The sequence below is a fragment of the Nocardia sp. NPDC050630 genome, from assembly GCF_044457245.1.
In the GTDB taxonomy this organism is placed as follows: domain Bacteria; phylum Actinomycetota; class Actinomycetes; order Mycobacteriales; family Mycobacteriaceae; genus Nocardia.
This window is the reverse complement of record NZ_JBITGN010000011.1, coordinates 45,482-62,911: the sequence shown is the minus strand read 5'-3', so window position 1 is coordinate 62,911 and position 17,430 is coordinate 45,482. Positions and strand designations below refer to the sequence as shown.

At 65.4% G+C, this 17,430-nt stretch carries 14 protein-coding genes; 10 read left to right on the top strand and 4 right to left on the bottom strand.

Annotation, left to right across the window (positions count from 1 at the left end; genetic code table 11):
* Window positions 1–7 precede the first annotated feature (7 nt).
* A complete protein-coding gene (locus ACIBG0_RS25810) occupies window positions 8–970 on the bottom strand; it encodes an MBL fold metallo-hydrolase (protein WP_397035549.1) in 963 nt (320 codons plus the stop codon).
* 120 nt (window positions 971–1,090) lie between these two features.
* On the opposite strand from ACIBG0_RS25810, the gene ACIBG0_RS25805 reads away from it, so the two are divergent.
* From ACIBG0_RS25805 to ACIBG0_RS25780, 6 genes are all read left to right on the top strand, one after another.
* On the top strand, window positions 1,091–1,630 hold the full coding sequence (locus tag ACIBG0_RS25805) for a MarR family winged helix-turn-helix transcriptional regulator (protein ID WP_397035548.1): 540 nt from the start codon (window positions 1,091–1,093) through the stop codon (window positions 1,628–1,630).
* Window positions 1,631–1,787: 157 nt separating this feature from the next.
* Window positions 1,788–2,462, top strand: a complete 675-nt coding sequence (locus tag ACIBG0_RS25800; RefSeq protein ID WP_397035547.1) for a TetR/AcrR family transcriptional regulator — start codon at window positions 1,788–1,790, stop codon at window positions 2,460–2,462.
* Between the two features lie 276 nt (window positions 2,463–2,738).
* Window positions 2,739–3,590, top strand: a complete 852-nt coding sequence (locus ACIBG0_RS25795; protein ID WP_397035546.1) for a hypothetical protein — start codon at window positions 2,739–2,741, stop codon at window positions 3,588–3,590.
* Window positions 3,591–3,772: 182 nt separating this feature from the next.
* Window positions 3,773–4,216, top strand: coding sequence for a hypothetical protein (locus ACIBG0_RS25790; protein WP_397035545.1), 444 nt, complete (start codon window positions 3,773–3,775; stop codon window positions 4,214–4,216).
* A 102-nt stretch (window positions 4,217–4,318) separates the two neighbouring features.
* Window positions 4,319–5,446, top strand: coding sequence for a PLP-dependent cysteine synthase family protein (locus tag ACIBG0_RS25785; RefSeq protein ID WP_397035544.1), 1,128 nt, complete (start codon window positions 4,319–4,321; stop codon window positions 5,444–5,446).
* Window positions 5,443–6,720, top strand: coding sequence for an MFS transporter (locus ACIBG0_RS25780; protein WP_397035543.1), 1,278 nt, complete (start codon window positions 5,443–5,445; stop codon window positions 6,718–6,720). The genes ACIBG0_RS25785 and ACIBG0_RS25780 overlap by 4 nt, the downstream gene beginning before the upstream one ends.
* Before the next feature lie 239 nt (window positions 6,721–6,959).
* Here the strand turns inward: ACIBG0_RS25780 and ACIBG0_RS25775 are convergent, their stop codons facing one another.
* Entirely contained in the window at window positions 6,960–7,451 is a 492-nt protein-coding gene (locus tag ACIBG0_RS25775; RefSeq protein WP_397035542.1) for an STAS domain-containing protein, read from the bottom strand.
* A 757-nt stretch (window positions 7,452–8,208) separates the two neighbouring features.
* Between ACIBG0_RS25775 and ACIBG0_RS25770 the strand changes: the two genes are divergently transcribed.
* The gene (locus tag ACIBG0_RS25770; RefSeq protein WP_397035541.1) at window positions 8,209–9,450 is read left to right on the top strand and encodes a glycosyltransferase; all 1,242 of its coding nucleotides are present in this window, start codon (window positions 8,209–8,211) and stop codon (window positions 9,448–9,450) included.
* Window positions 9,451–9,689: 239 nt separating this feature from the next.
* Here ACIBG0_RS25770 and ACIBG0_RS25765 read toward each other — a convergent pair whose 3' ends face one another.
* Window positions 9,690–10,271, bottom strand: a complete 582-nt coding sequence (locus tag ACIBG0_RS25765) for a TetR/AcrR family transcriptional regulator (RefSeq protein ID WP_397035540.1) — start codon at window positions 10,269–10,271, stop codon at window positions 9,690–9,692.
* Window positions 10,272–10,532: 261 nt separating this feature from the next.
* Between ACIBG0_RS25765 and ACIBG0_RS25760 the strand changes: the two genes are divergently transcribed.
* From ACIBG0_RS25760 to ACIBG0_RS25750, 3 genes are all read left to right on the top strand, one after another.
* Entirely contained in the window at window positions 10,533–12,548 is a 2,016-nt protein-coding gene (locus ACIBG0_RS25760; RefSeq protein ID WP_397035539.1) for a polyprenyl synthetase family protein, read from the top strand.
* A gap of 378 nt (window positions 12,549–12,926) precedes the next feature.
* On the top strand, window positions 12,927–13,532 hold the full coding sequence (locus ACIBG0_RS25755) for an ABC transporter ATP-binding protein (protein ID WP_397035538.1): 606 nt from the start codon (window positions 12,927–12,929) through the stop codon (window positions 13,530–13,532).
* Window positions 13,529–14,353, top strand: coding sequence for an ABC transporter permease (locus tag ACIBG0_RS25750; protein WP_397035537.1), 825 nt, complete (start codon window positions 13,529–13,531; stop codon window positions 14,351–14,353). Before ACIBG0_RS25755 ends, ACIBG0_RS25750 begins: the two co-directional genes overlap by 4 nt.
* A 64-nt stretch (window positions 14,354–14,417) precedes the next feature.
* Here the strand turns inward: ACIBG0_RS25750 and ACIBG0_RS25745 are convergent, their stop codons facing one another.
* Window positions 14,418–16,427, bottom strand: a complete 2,010-nt coding sequence (locus tag ACIBG0_RS25745; RefSeq protein WP_397035536.1) for a polyprenyl synthetase family protein — start codon at window positions 16,425–16,427, stop codon at window positions 14,418–14,420.
* Between the last annotated feature and the right edge of the window lie 1,003 nt (window positions 16,428–17,430).

Here is a 17,430-nt window from a genome sequence, read left to right as displayed (position 1 = left end):
GAATTCCTCAGTCCTGCAGCTGGTTCCAGACTTCACGGTCACGCTCGGCGGTCCAGATAACGGGCCGCTCGATACCGGACAATTCGTCCCACACGCGGGAGACATCGAACGGCAGGCAGTGTTCGAAAATCGGCCAGCGCCCGTAGCGGTCGAACAGCGCCACGTGCGTGGCCTCGAACGCCTCCTTCAGGGTTCCGCCACGCTGGTGCACCGTGCCCACCTCGGTCAGCATGACCCGCAGGAAGTGCCGGGTCTGCTCGATCGCGGCGTCGCACGCATCACGCCCCCGGGCCACCGCGCCGCGGCCACCGATGAGCTGTTCGGCGCCCAGTGCTTCGACGGCGTCGAGGGTGCCGGTGGCCCATTCCCGATGGAAGGCGTCGCCGGTGTACAGGGCGGCCTCGGCCTCGACCAGGTCCCCGGCAAACAGGATCTTGTGCTGGGGCAGCCAGGCCACGATGTCGCCCTCGGTGTGCCCGCGGCCCAGAAACTTCAGCTGCAGGTTGCCGCGGTTGCCACCGAGGTCGATGGTGACCGAGTCGGAGAAGGTCTGGGTGGGCCAGGCCAGTCCGGGAATGGTGTCGGGCTCTTTGAAAAGTCGCGGCATACGCCCATACTCGGAATCCCAATCCTGTTGTCCGCGTTCGGCGATGAGCTTGCGCGTGTTGTCGTGCGCGATGACCACTTCCGCGTCGTAGGCGCTGGCGCCGAGTGTGCGCACCGCGTGGTAGTGCGACAGGATCAGGTATTTGACCGGCTTGTCGGTGTGCTCGCGCAGCTTCGCCAGCCATTGCCGCGCCGCGACCGGCGTGGCCAGTGCCTCGAAGCAGACGACGAAATCCTCACCCTCGATCGCGCCGATGTTCGGATCCCCCTCGGCGGTCAGCGCGTACACACCGTCGGCGAGCAGCTCGAGCGTCTGCACCTTCTCGCCGAGATCCGCCGAAGAGGCGAAAGCCTTCGTGGTCATCAGCCCTCCATTAGTAAATGGTTTGATTAATTTCAGCCGAGTGTAGCGTGAACCACACCATTGGCAAGACCCGTTCCCCGTCACTGCCGCCGGCTGCGCGGACGTCATTACCCTGTGCTCATGACCACGGCTCCGGAGTCCCCCCGCAACCTCGACTACCTGACCTTCGTCGACTACGCGGTGAACAAGGCCAATCGCGAACTCCCCCAAGTCGATCCCACGGCCATGCGGATGGTGCTGACCCTGCACCGGGTCACCAGCGCGCTCGTCTACGACCTCGAAGCGTCGGTCCACCGCCCCCACGGTTGGAGCTGGCCCGGTTTCCGCATCCTCTTCGTCCTGTGGCTGGCCGGGCCGATGGAGGCCAAGCGAATCGCCGAACTGTCCGGCAATAGCCGAGCCACGGTGTCGGCCCTGGTCAACACCCTGGAACGCGACGGCCTGGTCACGAGGGAACGTGCCGAGCGCGACCGCCGCGCGGTGCGGATCGCCTTGACGGAAGCGGGCCATGACGCCATCGCGGACGCTTTCCGTCAGCACAACGAGCGCGAGCAGGCGTGGGCCAACGCCCTCACCAAACCGGAACAGACGATCTTCATCGGCCTGCTCGAGAAACTCATGTACGGTATGGCCGACGTCGCCGAGAAGCGCCGCAGCTGACTCCGACCCGTGGCCCTCTGGTCGATAGTGGATACCATCCTGATGTGGCTGTACGAATCGAATCGAGTCGCCAAGCGATCTTGGATGCGACTCATGGTCGACCAGGCCATCCGCGGGCTTGCGGCACGATCGGCGACCCCGAGGTAGGCGCAAAACCGTGACTGCCGATCGCGACGTCGAACCCCGCCGCAAACGGGCGGATGCGGTCCGCAACCGTCAGCGCATCCTGACCGCCGCGGAACAGTTGCTGGCCGAGCGCGGCATGGAAATGACGCTCGACGCCGTTGCCGGCGCGGCAGGTATCGGTGTCGGCACCGTCTACCGTCAGTTCTCGAACAAGAGGGAACTGATCAATGAGTTGTTCGAGGGATACCTTCGGCAGATCATCGACTCGGCCCAAGCGGCGACTCGCGACCCCGACCCCTGGAGAGGGCTCACGCGATTTGTGGAAGCCACCTGCGAAATCATCGCGGGCAACCGCGGATTCGCCACCGCGATGAGCGAGTTGCAAAACGAGGCAATCCTTTTCGAAGTCCATCGCGGCGAGCTCATGCTCCCGATCGCGGTGTTGCTCGACCGCGCGAAAAAGGCCGGCGTGGTCGAGCAGAGCATGGAACCGGTCGATGTTCTCGCAATCATCGGCATGATCCACCTCGTCGCGGCAATCACCGAACCGGTCGCTCCGGAGAACTGGCGGCGGTACCTTGCCGTCCAGCTCAACGGCTTCCGCACCGACGCTGCCCCCGAGTTGCCGCTGCACCCGGCCGCGTTGTCACCGGATCAGCTGAACCGAGCCCGCGCGGCCGCGGCCGCGCGCCGCAAGCAGCCCTGAGCGATCATGTGTCGGCATCTCCCGGGCCGATCGGTTATCCGCAAATCGGTTCGCCCCGAACGTATCGCTTATTCAGTCGCTCAATAGATTTCAGTTGCCAAGCAAGTCTGGCTTGCCTTGCCCGAACATCCGGCGTTGTTGTCGCTGATCCGGTCCGCATCCCCGCAGGGGCCGGGGGGCGACGTGAGGCGCATCACACGCCGCCATATTGCTTGTACCCCCGGGGGGTATTACTTTTCCTTTGGGTAGAACCAGAGCAAGATCGGAGAGACGGCGATGATCACGCAGACGCACACCAATCATCACGGCACGCACGGGGATCATGCGGCACACGCAGATCGCAACGCTCATGCCCACCGCACCACCGTTGCACCCGCCCACATGGGTCACGGCGACCACGCCACGCACGGCGGTGGACTGCCGGGCGGACTCCAGATCACCCAGGACGGTTACACATTGGCGCTCGCGGAGCCGATCACGACCCCTGGTGAGATCGACTTCCGGTTCCGGATCCTCGGGCCGGACGGTGCGGCGGTCACCGACTACACCGCCATCCACGGCCGTGACCTGCACCTGATCGTCGCGCAACGGGAGCTGACCGGGTTCTGGCACGTGCACCCCGAACTCAAGACCGACGGCACCTGGACGGTGAAGCTGAAGCTGCCGGAAGCGGGCGCGTACCGCGTATTCACCGATATCGCCCCACGCGCGCTCGGCAAGACAATCACCCTCGGCGCGGATCTGGCTGTCGCCGGCGCGTACGAACCGCGACCCGTTCCGGCGGCCGCGCGCACCGCGACGGTGGACGGCTACGAGGTGACCCTCGCGGGTGATCTCGTGCCCGGCGACGGCCGACTGCTCACACTGACCGTGCACAAGAACGGTGAGCCGGTCATCGATCTGCAGCCCTACCTGGCCGCCTACGGACATCTGGTGATCCTGCGAGCGGGCGACCTGGCCTATGTCCACGTCCACCCGAACGGCGAACCCGGCGACGGGGTGACCGCTCCTGGCCCGGGCGTCGCCTTCCACACTGCCGTCCCCGGCCCAGGAACCTACCGACTGTTCTTGGACTTCAAGCACGGCGATGTCGTCCGCACCGCCGCGTTCACGCTGCCGACTGCCTGATGCGCTGGCCGATCCCAACGCCGCGGGGATTGAAATCCCCACCACAGCATGAAGATTCGAGCCGAAAACACAAGGCGTGCAGTGTGTTTCCGGGTTCTCGGCGCGAGAGCACGGATGTCGGAAGGTCCGAGCGGGGTGTGGGAGGAGGCTTCGATGGTGAGCAAGGAGTCCGATGCCGGCGTGTGGTCGCTGTGAAGCCCACCGGTCGGTCGCGGCTCGCCGGCTTGGCGCTGGCGCTACTTGCCGCAGCGCTGCTCATCGCGCCACTGCTGCACTGCACCCTGCTCACTGCCGGTGGCCATTCCCATGGAACTGATGAGCACTCCCATCAGACCACCACTGCCCTCTTCGCCTCGGCTGTGGCTGACGCGGCACAAGCCATCGCCCATCCCGATGAGCACCACGGTGCGCCGCATGACGTCCACTGCGTCGTCACGGTTGCGCTACCGGTAACCGCCGGCGGTCTCGTGCCGCTGCTGTCGTACCTATTTATGCTGGGCGCGGCCGTGATCTTCGCGCCGGTGTACCGGCTTGGTTCCGGTGGAGTGCGTGGTCCTCCTGCCGCGGCCACGCCTATCGTCAGCGGCAGAGCCCTGCTGACGCGTATCTGTATCGCCCGACGCTGATCGGTCAGCGCCAGGCCGTCGAGTTGTCCCCTGTCGGCCGGTGTCCGCTGCCCGCACGTCTCTGCGCCCTACGGGGCGGTATCGATACAGAAAGCGACAGTCATGGACAAAGTTGTGCTCAACACGCGTGCCGAGGTTCCCGCGGCGCTGGTGGCCGCGCCGGGCCCGGCCCGGCACCCGGATACGTTGGTCGGAAACACCCCGATTCTGTGGGTCGGCGAACCGCTGGCACCGGCGGGTCGAGGGTTCTGGGCCAAGCTGGAGGGGGTCAACCCGGGCGGAATGAAAGACCGCCCCGCCCTGCACATGGTGCGGCGAGCCAAAGCGCGCGGCGACTTGGCGCCTGGCGCCCGGATCATCGAATCCACCAGCGGCACATTGGGTTTGGGTCTGGCTCTGGCGGGATTGGTGTATCGGCATCCGGTCACCATGGTCACCGATCCAGGCCTGGAGCCGATCATGGCGCAGATGCTCGCCGCGTACGGAACACAGGTCGATCTGGTGACCGAGCCACATGTGCTCGGTGGTTGGCAGCAAGCCCGGCGTGACCGGGTGCTCGAGTTGCTCGATCGTGAACCCGATGCGTGGTGCCCGGACCAGTACAACAATCCGGATAACGTCGACGGCTACGAGTCGCTTGCGATCGAGTTGATCGAACAGCTCGGTAGTGTCGATGTGCTGGTGTGCGCGGTCGGCACCGGCGGTCATTCGGCCGGGGTGGCGCGGGTGCTGCGGCGGTTCAACCCGGATCTGAAGCTGATCGGGGTGGACGCCGTGGCCTCGACGATCTTCGGTCAGCCCGCCGGTCCGCGGCTGATGCGTGGGCTGGGCTCGAGCATCTATCCGCGCAACGTCGACTACGCCGCATTCGACGAAATTCATTGGGTCGCACCGTCGGAGGCCGTCTGGGCATGCCGTGCACTGGCCGCCACGCACCACGCAAGTGGCGGCTGGAGCGTAGGCGCGGTCGCGCTGGTGGCGGGCTGGGCCGCCCGCGCGCACGATTCCGAATTGCGAATCGCGGCGGTGTTCCCGGATGGGCCGCACCGATACTTCGACACCATCTACAACGACACCTACTGCGAGCAGCACGGACTGTTCGATGTCGATCCGCCGATCGAACCCGACACCATCACCCACCCGACCGAGCGAGTCGTACACTCCTGGACTCGCTGCACCACCGTCATCGATCCGAAACACCTCGTCCATGGTCGGGAGCAGGCGTCATGACCCTGCTCGCCAAGTTCCGCAGCTTCGATCTCGCCGCCCGCCTGCTGATGATCAACCAGTTCGGCATCAATCTCGGTTTCTACATGCTGATGCCGTACCTGGCCGGATACCTCGCCGGCCCACTGGGATTGGCGGCATGGGCGGTCGGCCTCGTGCTCGGCGTACGGAACTTCTCCCAGCAGGGGATGTTCCTCATCGGTGGCACACTCGCCGACCGGTTCGGCTACAAACCGCTGATCGTGGCCGGATGTTTCCTGCGGACCGGTGGTTTCGCGTTACTGGTGTTCGCGACCTCGTTGCCGGGCTTGCTGATCGCCTCGGCGGCAACAGGTTTCGCCGGAGCGCTGTTCAATCCGGCGGTGCGCGCCTACCTAGCGGCCGACACCGGAGAACGGCGCGTGGAAGCGTTCGCGGTGTTCAACATCTTTTACCAGGCAGGCATCCTGGCCGGTCCCTTGCTCGGACTCGCGCTGATGGCGCTGGATTTCCCAGTGACCGCGGGCGCGGCTGCACTGGTGTTCGCGGTGCTGACAGTGGCACAGCTGTTCGCCCTGCCCGCCCGGCGTGCCGAAACTCGGGCTGAGCAGACCACGGTGCTCGAGGACTGGCGCACTGTGGTCGCCAACCGGCGGTTCGTGGCGTTCGCGATGGCGATGATCGGCTCGTACGTCCTGTCGTTCCAGGTGTATCTCGCGCTGCCACTGCAAGCTGACTACGTGGCCGGGGCGCGGTCGCGGGAGGTGACCTCGGCGGTATTCGTGATCTCGGGTGTCGTCGCGGTGGTGGGACAGTTGCGCATCACCGCGTGGTTGCGGACCCGGTGGCGCGGCGGGCGCAGCCTGGTCGTCGGGATGAGCCTGCTGGCGGTGTCGTTTCTCCCCGTAGCGCTAGTGCCGGATCCCCAACGGTTCGGGACGGTGGCCGCGATCGTCGCACTCCTGGTGGCGGCGGCTCTGCTGGCGATCGGGACAGCGGCGGTGTTTCCCTTCGAGATGGACACCGTCGTCTCTCTCGCCCATGGCAGGCTGGTGGCCACCCACTACGGGTTCTACAACACCGTCGTCGGCATCGGAATCCTGATCGGCAACCTCACCACCGGCGCAGTGGTCGGCGCCGCCCACGCCGCCGGATCCGATTGGGCGGTTTGGGTCGGCTTCGCAGCCATCGGCGCGCTTGCCGCGCTGGCCCTGCATCGGCTCGACCGGTCCCACTCCGCGCAGGCCACCACCGGTATCGATCAGCCGAAGACCACTATCAGCGGCGGACGGCACTAACTCCCAAATTGCTGGCGCGGCCCGCCGATGATGTGGCGGGCCGCGTCGGACGCCACCACAATCCGGATGGTGCTGTCGTTTCTATCCGCGCACCCATTTCGAACCGCGCCCCCGCCCGACAGGCGGCAGCTCGAAGAACACCTTGCCGCAATGACCCTGGGCACCCTGCTGAATCAGGGCGAATCACCTGCGTAAGCGGACCACCTACCGATTCAGGGAGGCAACACAGGACCGTGTCTTCACGCGTGACCGTGCCGCTTCGCCACTTCACGCAGTGCATCGTCGAGATTGGTGAAGGTGTCGAAGCACGCTGACATACCGCTGGCCGCGATCACACGGTCCACGCACACGGTGCCGGTGACGAGGTACATCTCGTGGGTGTGCTGCGACCACACCCGCGCGTCGTCGAGCACCTCCATGCCTGCCACACCGAGAAAACCGAGTTGGGACAGGTCGATGATGATTGTCGGTGCAGCAGTGTGCAGCGTCGCGAGCAGTTGCCGCTCGAACTCCGCTACGGTGCGCAGGTCGACCTCACCCAGCACGCTGAACAGCGTGACACCGATACACGGCCGCGTTCGGACGACACGGACGTGGGCAGTCCGTGGTCGTCGGCCGACGTCGGTCGGCGAAGATATGCCCCTGCGTGCGAATTCCGGAATCGGGGGTCCGACCAAGCCCGTATCCGTCGGATTGCTTCTTGTCACCGGAACCAGGTATTTGGAAGGCATAGCGTGAATCCCGCATTCTTCTCGTACCCGCGCGATAGATATGGGCCGAAGATTCCTGCCGTCCAGTCGTCGATGGCCGCACTCGGGGTGTTTCCGAGGTCCCGGGTTGGAGGTTCAACCCCAACTGATCAGATCCCTCACCTTGATCTTACCGCGCTGGCAGTACGGGCGTACCAGAGGAAACCGAGGGGTTCGAGCGGTAGCGCGGGACGGATTTCGCGCTGAAGCCGCAGTGGGCTATATCCCCTGCAGGCAGATTTGCGGGCCCGAGTGGCGTTGATCCGCGACGGCGGAGCCTGGTAGCGATCGATTTTCTCGACCGATTCGTCTGGAACGCCGCCGACCGGGACAGGATGGTCTATTGACGTGACCTGTCTGCCATCAGCCAGTGAGGCATCCGGATCCGCGCGCCACACGCCGAGCGCGAATCCGCCTGATACTCGAGTGATTCCACCGCAACCGTCGACCTTGTGGCTAGCCGGAACCACGACACCAAGCATGCTCCTTCGCCAACCTGGGTGTCTGGTCACTCGGGTGCGGACAGCGCCGGAGGTCTGCAACCGGCGCGGTAGCCGGCCTCGGCGACGATGCCCGTGACGGTTCTGTCTGTGGAGGCTGTCCGTCCAGAGTGGACGAGAATCGGCGAAGACCACGAGACCCAACTCCTCCCCACTTCAACATATATCGGAGTGGGGGGCTTGCCGCAAGACCCGGGTCATACCCCAGAATTACCGGCCGAATGCCAGAATCTGCGGAAATGGGGAATTGCGAAGTGCGAGTGTTGTTGACGACGTGGGGATCGCGCGGAGATGTCGAACCGCTGGCGGGACTGGCGGCGGCGTTGCGAGAGCTGGGCGCGCAGGCGCGGGTGTGCGCGCCGCCGGACGAGGAGTTCGCGAAGCTGTTGGAGCGTATCGACGTGCCGCTGGTGCCGCTCGGCCCGACGGTGCACTCCATCGTCGCCAACCCGAAGCCGCCGACGGCGCAAGACGCGTTCCGGCTCGCTCCCGCGTTGGTCGCCGCGCGGTTCGAAACGCTCACCGCGGCGGCTGAGGGATGTGACGCGCTGCTGGCCACCGGACTGATGCCAGCTGGCGCACGGGACGTGGCCGAGAAACTGGGCATCCACTACGTGCTCGCGTGCTTTCACCTTCTCGGGCTGCCGTCGCGGCGCTTCCCTCCAGGAAGACGGCCTGGCACACCGTCCCCGCAGGAGGAGACCGACAACCGGGTGCTGTGGGAGCAGGACGCCCAGCGGGTGAACGCCTTGTACGGTGAGGCGCTCAACAGCCATCGGGCGGCGATCGGCCTGCCACCGGTGGACAACGTCCGCGATCACGTCCTTACCGGCCAGCCGTGGCTGGCGGCGGACGCGACGTTGTGTCCGTCGCACGGTATGACCGACCTCGACGTCGTGCAGACCGGGGCGTGGATCCTGCCCGACGAACGCCCGCTACCGGACAGGCTGGAGGCGTTCCTGGCCGCCGGCGCGCCACCGGTGTACGTGGGCTTCGGCAGCATGGCCGCGTACGCCCCGAAGGATATCGCCCGGGTGGCTATCGAGGCGGTCCGCGCGCAGGGCCGCCGGGTCCTGCTCGCCCGCGGCTGGGCCGAGCTGACCCCGATCGACGACGCCGACGACTGCTTCGTCCTCGGCGAGGTCAACCAGCAGGCACTGTTCGGCAAGGTTGCGGCCGTCGTGCACCACGGCGGCGCGGGCACCACCACGGCGGCCGCCCGCGCCGGTGCGCCTCAGGTGGTCGTGCCCCAGATCGCGGACCAGCCCTACTGGGCCGCCCGAGTGGCCGAGTTGGGTATCGGTGCGGCACACGCGGGTTCGACACCGACCGTCGACTCCCTGTCCGCCGCGCTCACCACGGCCCTGACTCCTGAGACCCGAACACGAGCCAGGACCGTGGCCGGCACGATCCGTCCCGACGGGGCAACGGTGGCCGCGAAACTGCTCCTCGACGCAGCCAGCCGGAAAAGCCGCCCATAACCATGTGAGCCGGACGGAATCGTCGAGCCGTGCCGCACAAGCTCGAGATCCAACTGGCCGGTTCCCATGGGCGGCTCGACCATGGACAGAGGGCTGGTGCGCGGGGGCAGAACAAATCCTGAAACGCGGCGAAGGGGGCGCTCGCCGATCTGGTTCGGCGGCAACTCAGGTCATCGCGGCACTGTGATGACGGGTCGACCGGCGCGGTGCGTGGCAGGGTCTTGGCGTTTTCAAGCCGCTTACGGGCTTGCTGGGGTGTCAGCGATCTGGGCGATGAGGAAGTCGAGCCGTTCCTCCTGTCCGTCTGCGGGGATCCGGCCGCTGTCCGACAGGACGGCCATGCCGTGCAACGCGCTCCAGGTGACTTCGGCGAATAGTTCGCGTTGCGTGTTGTCCGGCCGGAAGCAGCTCACGAACTCGTCGAAAGCAGCCCGCAGCGGGGCCGGTGTTTCGGCGCTCGCGAACTTCAGATCGGTGGGCAGGATGAACATGGCCTGGTAGAGGGCAGGTCGATCGGTCGCGAACTCCAGGTAGGCGCGGCAGACGGCGCGCAGGCTCTGTCCGGGGTCGGCGCCCTGCCGTGCGCGGCTCAGGTGGGCGGCGAGTTCGCTGAAGCCGTCCAAGGCGACGGCGCTCACGATCGCGTCCTTACCGTTGAAGTGGCTGTACAGCACCGGCTGGCTGTACTCGACACGTTCAGCCAGCCGCCGTGTCGTCACTGCCTCCCAGCCCTCGGTCTCCGCGAGTTCCCGCGCGGCCGTGATGATCAGCTGATGACGGTGGGCGCGTTCACGTTCGCGGCGCTCGCTGATGGCGGACATGACGACATCATAGCAACGCTAGACATTCTGTCGAGGGTAGAACGCCGCTCCGGCTCCACTGGGTAGTGGGTGCGATCGCCGAGGGGGAAGCCTCCGTGCTCGCGCTGGCGTCCCAGCCAGCCGGGCGGCGACTCCGGTGGCGGAGATGATCGCTAGTGGCGTCAAAATTGCCTGATACCAACATTTTCCGCGCGCTATGGTGTCAAATTTCAACTGCATCAACGGTATAGCTGACCGATGCCACTACTCAGGAGCGTGCGCGTGCCAAGTGAGATCGATTCCGCGGTCTTTCCGCAATTGGATGCGGACCTGGACCGTGTCCGTGATGTTCTCGGGCCCATACAGTTTCGTGGCAGGCCCGAGCTGACCGCACTCACTGACGAGGGCCAGAACACGTCTCGTCGGCTGGTGCGTCCTACGCTGACCTTGCTGTCGTACTACCTGCTCACCGATCCCGCGACACCGGCAGATCACCGGGCGGTGCGCGCCGCTGCCGGGGTGGAGTTGCTGCATCTGGGGTCGCTGTACCACGACGACGTCATCGATCATGCCGACCAGCGTCGCGGCCACCCGAGCACCAACGCGGTGTGGGGTGCGCATATGGCTGTACTGGCTGGTGACTGCGTAACAACATCGGGCACGCGCATGCTGGTCGAACTCGGCCATCGCGAAGTGTCCGCGGGGTTGATCGCGAGTGAGCAGATGTGTGCGGGCATGGTGATCGAGGCCGCCGATGAGTATGTGGCCTCCCGCAGTGAACAGTCCTACTTGGAGTCGATCGGCGGTAAGACGGCGGCGTTGCTGTCGTTCGCATGCCGGGTCGGCGCGATGCAGGCCGGTTGTCCGGACGAGCAGGAGCAGGCATTGGCCGAGTTCGGTCGATATTTCGGGCTGGCCTACCAGTTGTGTGACGACATCCTGGATTTGACCTCGACCGCCGACGAAATGGGCAAGCCGGTCAACACGGATCTGTTCGAAGGCATCTACACACTGCCCGTGATCCGTGCAGCTGCCCGCGACCAACGTCTTGCCGGCCTGCTCGGTCGGCGAATGACGCGGGAGCAAGCCGCACATGCCCGTGAGCTCGTAATCGCCTCGGGCGCCGTGGACGAGGCACAGGCGGTCGCCGACGAATTCATCGACCAGGCTCAGGACCAGCTTGCCGGTCTGCCGGTTGACTCTCGCGTTCGCCATGCGATGACCGGTTATGCCCGGTCGGTACTCGATCGGCGAACTTCCCGTCCGGCCGTTTCGGGGCCCTCGACGCCGACGTCCGAGGCCGGGGGCGAATCGGTCTCGCCGCAGGCCATGTCATGGCTGAAGAGCTTCATGATGGACACCGGCCTGATCGCCTCCTCGGCCGAGTTCGACCACAACCACCGGTGGGTGGGAGTGTTCCGGTCGCCGACGCACCAGTTCTTGCCCCCGGCCGACGCAGCTCGTGAACGGGCCTTCGTCGGCATAACCACCCTGCTGGCCGTATGGGATGACCTGTTCGATGATCCACAGCTGCGGGACCCGGAAACTGTCACCGCGCTGCGGCGTGGCCTGGTGACTGTGCTGCGCCAGGATCCGCAGGCACCGTGGCGGTCCGGCACGATCGCGACGGCATGGGCGGGTGTGTGGCCGCAGGTGCGCGAGGGTCGCACCATCGAGTGGCAGGAGCGGTTCCTGGAAACCGTCGGAGATTGGTTCGAAGCCTGCGAACGCGAAGCGCACCACCGTATCAACCGCTACGTCCCCACCACGGCCGACTGGCTACCGCTGCGGAACTCGACCGGTGGGTTCGACATCGCTGCCGCCGTTCTGGAGGTGCGCCAGGACTGGGAAGTGCCGTCGACGCTGCGGAAACACCCGGTGATCCGCCGTCTCGAAGAACTTATCTCCTGGGTGGCCATGGCGGAGAACGATCTGGTGTCACTGGACCGCGACGAGGCCGACCATATCCCCTACAACCTGGTCCGGGTGGTCCGTCAGGAAACCGGGTGCACCCGCAGTGAAGCCGTCGAGCAAGTGCAGCGTCAGGTGACTGAGAGACGCGCTCGGATCGACGGGGTGATCCGCTACCTCCCCGCTCTGCTGCGCGTACTTCCGGGTATATCCGGACGAAGGAAGGAGTACGTGTCGCTCTACGAGAGCATGCGAGATGTGGCATTCACGGCGCGGCTCGCCGATCGGTACACGCAGAGCTCGGCCTCGGCAGCACCGCATTTGGAACGCTTGCGCGGTGAGCTCTACTACTACCCCGCCGCCGACTCGGCTCCAAGCAGGCCGTAAACCCTTGCAGTCGCGGCACTTCACTGCTGCTCTGATTCCCCGGACCCCCTCGACCCGGACCGAGCACCGGTTTCCGTAGCTGCTGTGCCTGGCTGACGAACATTCTCTGCCGTGATGTCTCACCAACAATGGTTGGTGAGACAAGTTGAAGCGCAGAATATTTCGCCCCTCGATCTCGAATTCGACGCGTTGCCCTCTGCCGAATGGCGACTACATACGTGGGTGCAGGTCGGGCCCGCTCTATCAACGCGGTCGCGAGGCGGCAGGCCAAGTCCGCATAGTGACGCGAATTACCTGTCCCCGCACGGATTTTCGTCACTGCTTGGTAGCATGCGAACGGTTGCCGGGCCATGCATCGGCGGCAGGCAAGGGGCGATGATGGAAGTGGAGAACGTCCACCACTCATACGGCAGGCGGTCGGTGCTGCGTGGCGTCGATATGGTGTTGCCCGCGGGGACACTGGTGGGCATCGTCGGTGAGAACGGAGTGGGCAAGTCGACGCTGTTGAAAGTGCTCTCCGGAGAGCTGCGACCGGATCGGGGAACGATCCGGCACCGTGGGCGGTTCGGTTACTGCCCGCAGCAGGTCGTTCTGAACGACGCCTTCACCGTACGCCAGCACCTCGACTTGTTCGCCGCCGCTTATGCCGTTCCGGATCTGCGGCGGGCCGAGGAGACCATGGAGATCCTCCGGTTCTCCGAGTACACCGGTGAGCGGGTCGCGACGCTGAGCGGCGGCACCCGGCAGAAACTCAATCTGACGTTGGCGGTGATGCACGACCCGCAGGTTCTGCTGCTCGACGAGCCATACCAAGGTTTCGACTGGGAGACGTATCTGCGTTTCTGGGATCTGGTCACAGAGTTTCGTGACACCGGCCGGTCCGTTCTGGTCGTCTCACATCTGGCTCACGACACCGACAAGCTGGATCAGGTGTGGCGGTTGCACGACGGGGTCCTACAAGGCAGGCAAGAGAAGGTTGGATGAGCAACGGTATGCGCTTGTTTCTGATCGCCACCCGCTACGGCCTCATCGAGCACGCACGTAACCGGTTCGCCATGCTATTGGTGGCCGCCTTCGTCCCCATATTGATCACCCTGGTGCGAGTGGCCGTCACCGATATCGAGGTACCGTTCCGGCTTCGAGACACCGGTCTCGTGCTGCGCGCCAACGGCAATCAGCTCGCCCAGCTCAGCGGTGCCCTGATGGCGGTCTCACTGATCATCGGGTTCATGATGTTCGCGGCGACTTTCAGCAGTGGTGCATTCGATCGGCGACTTTCGATGGCCGGGTATCCCCGGGTCGCGCTGGGCCTGGCGAAGATCGCCTGCCTAGTGGTGGCCTCCGTGGTGGTCTGCGCGTACGCCACCGCGATCATCTGCTGCTATTGGTCGCCTCGTCAACCTGTCCTGGTCGCTGCGGCGCTCTTCGGCGCGGCGATGACCTACGGGGCGCTGGGTGTCGCGCTCGGCGCGCTGCTGCGCCGTGAGGTGGAGGGCATGTTCGCCATCGCGATGATCAGCTGCTTCGACATGGCCGTGCAGAACCCCATCGCCAGCATCGGGGCAGACAGCGAGCTCGTGCGCTGGCTGCCCTCCTACGGGGCAATGCAGGCTTCGACGGCGGCCGGTTTCTCCGATGCCACGCCATTCGGGGGGTTCGCGGTGCAACTGGCCTGGTTCGCCGCGAGCGCCCTCGTCGGACTGGTCGCTTTCCATCTGCGCACCCGCTCGTCCCTTCGATCCACGATGTGGATCCGCATCCCCGAAGCTCGCAGTCCCGGATCGACGAGGTCTGGGCAGCACTGAGCGGTGTCCCGCGCGACCAGTACGGTGGATTGCGCGGGACACCCTGATTGCCGGCTGCGGCGGCTTACGGCGCGGTAGTAGCCGGTTCGTCGGCCCAGTAGTAGATCTCACGGCGCAAGCGTTCCAAGTCCGGTGCTGCGGAAGCGGAGGTTGGCTCGTACCGATCGCTCTCGCGACCCCAGAGCCCCACGTTCGTCATATTCACGTACATCTCCGCGTAGTCCTTCCCCTCGCCCGACAGGCCGGGAAGCACGCGCAGGAGCGCGGGGACGTAGCGGATCAGCGCCTCGAGCTGGGCGCGCTGATCCGCTACCTGACTCTGCACCTGCTCGACCGCGTCGCGGCGGGTGCAGCCGGTCTCGTGACGGACCGCCCGCACCAGGTTGTAAGGGACTTGATCTGCCTCGTCCTGATCCAATCCCACCAGGTCGTTCTCCACGAAGGTCACCCAGAAGGCGAGTTCCTCGAGACGGCGGATCACGGGGTGGTTGCGCAGCTTCAACGGCAGTTCCCGGTCCTGGCGCACCTCCATACAGGCGATGGCGGTATCGATCCCGCTGGTCGACATCCGTAGCGGCAGATAGTCGGCTACGGAGGGGATATGGCCGTTGATGCGATGGTGCGCTTCACGTTCGGCGGCTTCGAACCAGTCCTCGATGCCGTCGAGGAACCGCTCCTGCCAGCGGGTGCTCCGGCCCTCCCGTAGGCGCGGCCACAAACTCGCCCAAGCCGTCGGGATCGCACCGGACCGCCACGGTTTCTGCGGGTCCTGGCGCAGCATTGCCACCATGCCACGCCTCAGCGCGGTAACGGCTTCCGGGTCCCTCAGCTGCGGATCCTCGAAGAGGTCGTCCCAGGCGAGGACAAGCACCGCCATGGCGTAGGCGGTCTGTTCACGGGCCGGGTCCGCTGCTGGGGCCAAGGATTGCGCCGGGATCCTGATCGCTCCCATCCACCGGTGGTAGTCGGCCTCGGCCGTGGAGACGGCAAGTCCGGTGTCCACCATCCAGCTTCGCAACCATTGCGCGAGCTGTGGCGAGAGCCCAGCACCGTGGGCTCGGGATGACCGCGTCGGCTGCCGGGACACCGCGGGACCAGGAGTGCGCCGGTCGAGTATGGACCGGGCGTAGGCGATCATCGCCTGGCGGGCGCGTGGGTCGACGGGCACACTGGCGAGCTGCCCACCAGCCTGATCCATGAATTCATTGGCCCTGGCCCGTGCTTCGTCCACGGCACCGGAGGCGACGACGAGCTCACGGGCGCGTGCGGCTTGCTCACCCGTCATCGCTCTGCGCAGCAGGCGGGCAAGATCCTGGTCGCGGGCAGCCGCGCGGATCACGGGAAGTGTGTAGATGCCCTCGGACAGATCCGCGTTGACGGGCTTACCCATTTCTTCGGCGGTGGAGGTCAGGTCGAGGATGTCGTCACACAATTGGTAGGCCAATCCGAAGTATCGGCCGAACTGGGCCAGCGCCTCTTCTGCATCCTCCAGCCGACCGGCCTGCATCGCGCCCACCCGGCACGCCAGCGACAGCACCGCAGCGGTCTTGCCATCGATCGCGTCCAGGTAGGACTGCTCGCTTCGGGAGGTCACGTAGAGGTCAGCGGCCTCGATCACCATGCCCGCGCACATCTGCTCACCCGCGATCGCCCCCGCGTGAACTTCACGCCGACCGAGTTCGGCCAGCATGCGCACGCTCGTGAGCATCACCGAGTCCCCACCCAATACAGCCATATGCGAACCCCACACCACGTTGGCACTGGGACGGCCACGACGCTCGTACGCGTGATCGACGATATCGTCGTGGTAGAGCGAGCCCAGATGCAGCAACTCGACGGCAGCAGCGGCGCGCACCACCCGGTCGTCGGCCGGGGCAGCGGGATCGGCGAGCAGATAGTACGACAACAAGGTCAAAGTAGGGCGGACCAGACGGCGAGAGGTATCGGGTCCTTCGTCGGTGAGCGCGGCCAGTTCGGGCCTGCCCTCCAGCCGAACGGGTCCGAGAACTTCACGGACGCGGTCCAAGTCCGCATCCAGATGTGGGAAGACGGTCGCATCGATTTCACGTGGCACGAGGGCGCTCCTGACTGGTTACATCGTCATCTGCAACACCATTGAACAGTGGAATTGGACACCAATTCACGCGGAAGATGTTGGTATCGGCCAATTTTGGTGCCCGTGAAACGTGTGCGATGGTGGGTTGCGAGCGCCGTCGCGCGCGAATGCGTCCCGGATCGACGTTGTCGAGCTGGTCGATCAGCAGCGGAGAACGTCTCCGAGCAGCCGCAACGCCTGGGCCCGGCATGTGGCGTGCGGACAACCGGCGCTCTTCGTCTCAGTGTCCTGCAGATCCGCAGCTACCGTGAAATCGCTGCTGGGCGTGACAATCCCGGTGTGCCGCGTGGTTAACCGGCCCCCTCCAGCGCGGTATGCAGCGGGTCGAGCGCGTGGTCGACCTCGATCGCGGCGATGGCCCCGTATCCGACGATAAGACCGTCGGGACCGTCGCTCATGCGATACCGGGAGATCAGGAAGATGCCGCTGCCGTCCGATCGGTTGGGATGTTTCGGTGGTACATCATGTTCGATGTGTCGAGGCTGGTGGGTGATCGGCATCGCGGGCCGACGGACAGGCAGTGGGATTTGTTGGGTACGGAAACCATTGACAGGCAAGCAAATCGAAGTTGACGCAGGCGTGGTCACTTGTATGGTTACTTGGGGATCGTGGATCGCGATTGTCCGCGAGCTCATCTCGCCCTCGACAAAGCCGGGGCTGCCGGAGAGCATGCCTGGATCGCTTTCCATCGCAGATCCCGTGCAGGCCAAGCGGTACTTACTCTCGACATCGTCCGGATTCACCGGCTTTCCGATGACTCGGGGCAGAAAACAGCGGACAACGTACCGAGCATCACTATCGGTGAAAGTGTCGCTCGCTCCGGTTACGCACACCCCCGACACGCGTATCCGTATTCGAATCACGACCGTGCTCAAACAATGGATAGCGCAAAAGGATCGGACAACGCCTTCGATAATCTGGAGAGTGACGCGTATTTCGCGGCGCTGCGCGGCGGAATTCC

What these genes read in the sequence shown, in the direction of transcription:
- ACIBG0_RS25810 (WP_397035549.1), bottom strand. Translation starts at nt 970, where the DNA reads ATGACCACGAAGGCTTTCGCCTCTTCGGCGGATCTCGGCGAGAAGGTG.
- ACIBG0_RS25805 (WP_397035548.1), top strand. Translation starts at nt 1,091, where the DNA reads ATGACCACGGCTCCGGAGTCCCCCCGCAACCTCGACTACCTGACCTTC.
- ACIBG0_RS25795 (WP_397035546.1), top strand. Translation starts at nt 2,739, where the DNA reads ATGATCACGCAGACGCACACCAATCATCACGGCACGCACGGGGATCAT.
- ACIBG0_RS25785 (WP_397035544.1), top strand. Translation starts at nt 4,319, where the DNA reads ATGGACAAAGTTGTGCTCAACACGCGTGCCGAGGTTCCCGCGGCGCTG.
- ACIBG0_RS25780 (WP_397035543.1), top strand. Translation starts at nt 5,443, where the DNA reads ATGACCCTGCTCGCCAAGTTCCGCAGCTTCGATCTCGCCGCCCGCCTG.
- ACIBG0_RS25775 (WP_397035542.1), bottom strand. Translation starts at nt 7,451, where the DNA reads ATGCCTTCCAAATACCTGGTTCCGGTGACAAGAAGCAATCCGACGGAT.
- ACIBG0_RS25770 (WP_397035541.1), top strand. Translation starts at nt 8,209, where the DNA reads ATGGGGAATTGCGAAGTGCGAGTGTTGTTGACGACGTGGGGATCGCGC.
- ACIBG0_RS25765 (WP_397035540.1), bottom strand. Translation starts at nt 10,271, where the DNA reads ATGTCCGCCATCAGCGAGCGCCGCGAACGTGAACGCGCCCACCGTCAT.
- ACIBG0_RS25755 (WP_397035538.1), top strand. Translation starts at nt 12,927, where the DNA reads ATGGAAGTGGAGAACGTCCACCACTCATACGGCAGGCGGTCGGTGCTG.
- ACIBG0_RS25750 (WP_397035537.1), top strand. Translation starts at nt 13,529, where the DNA reads ATGAGCAACGGTATGCGCTTGTTTCTGATCGCCACCCGCTACGGCCTC.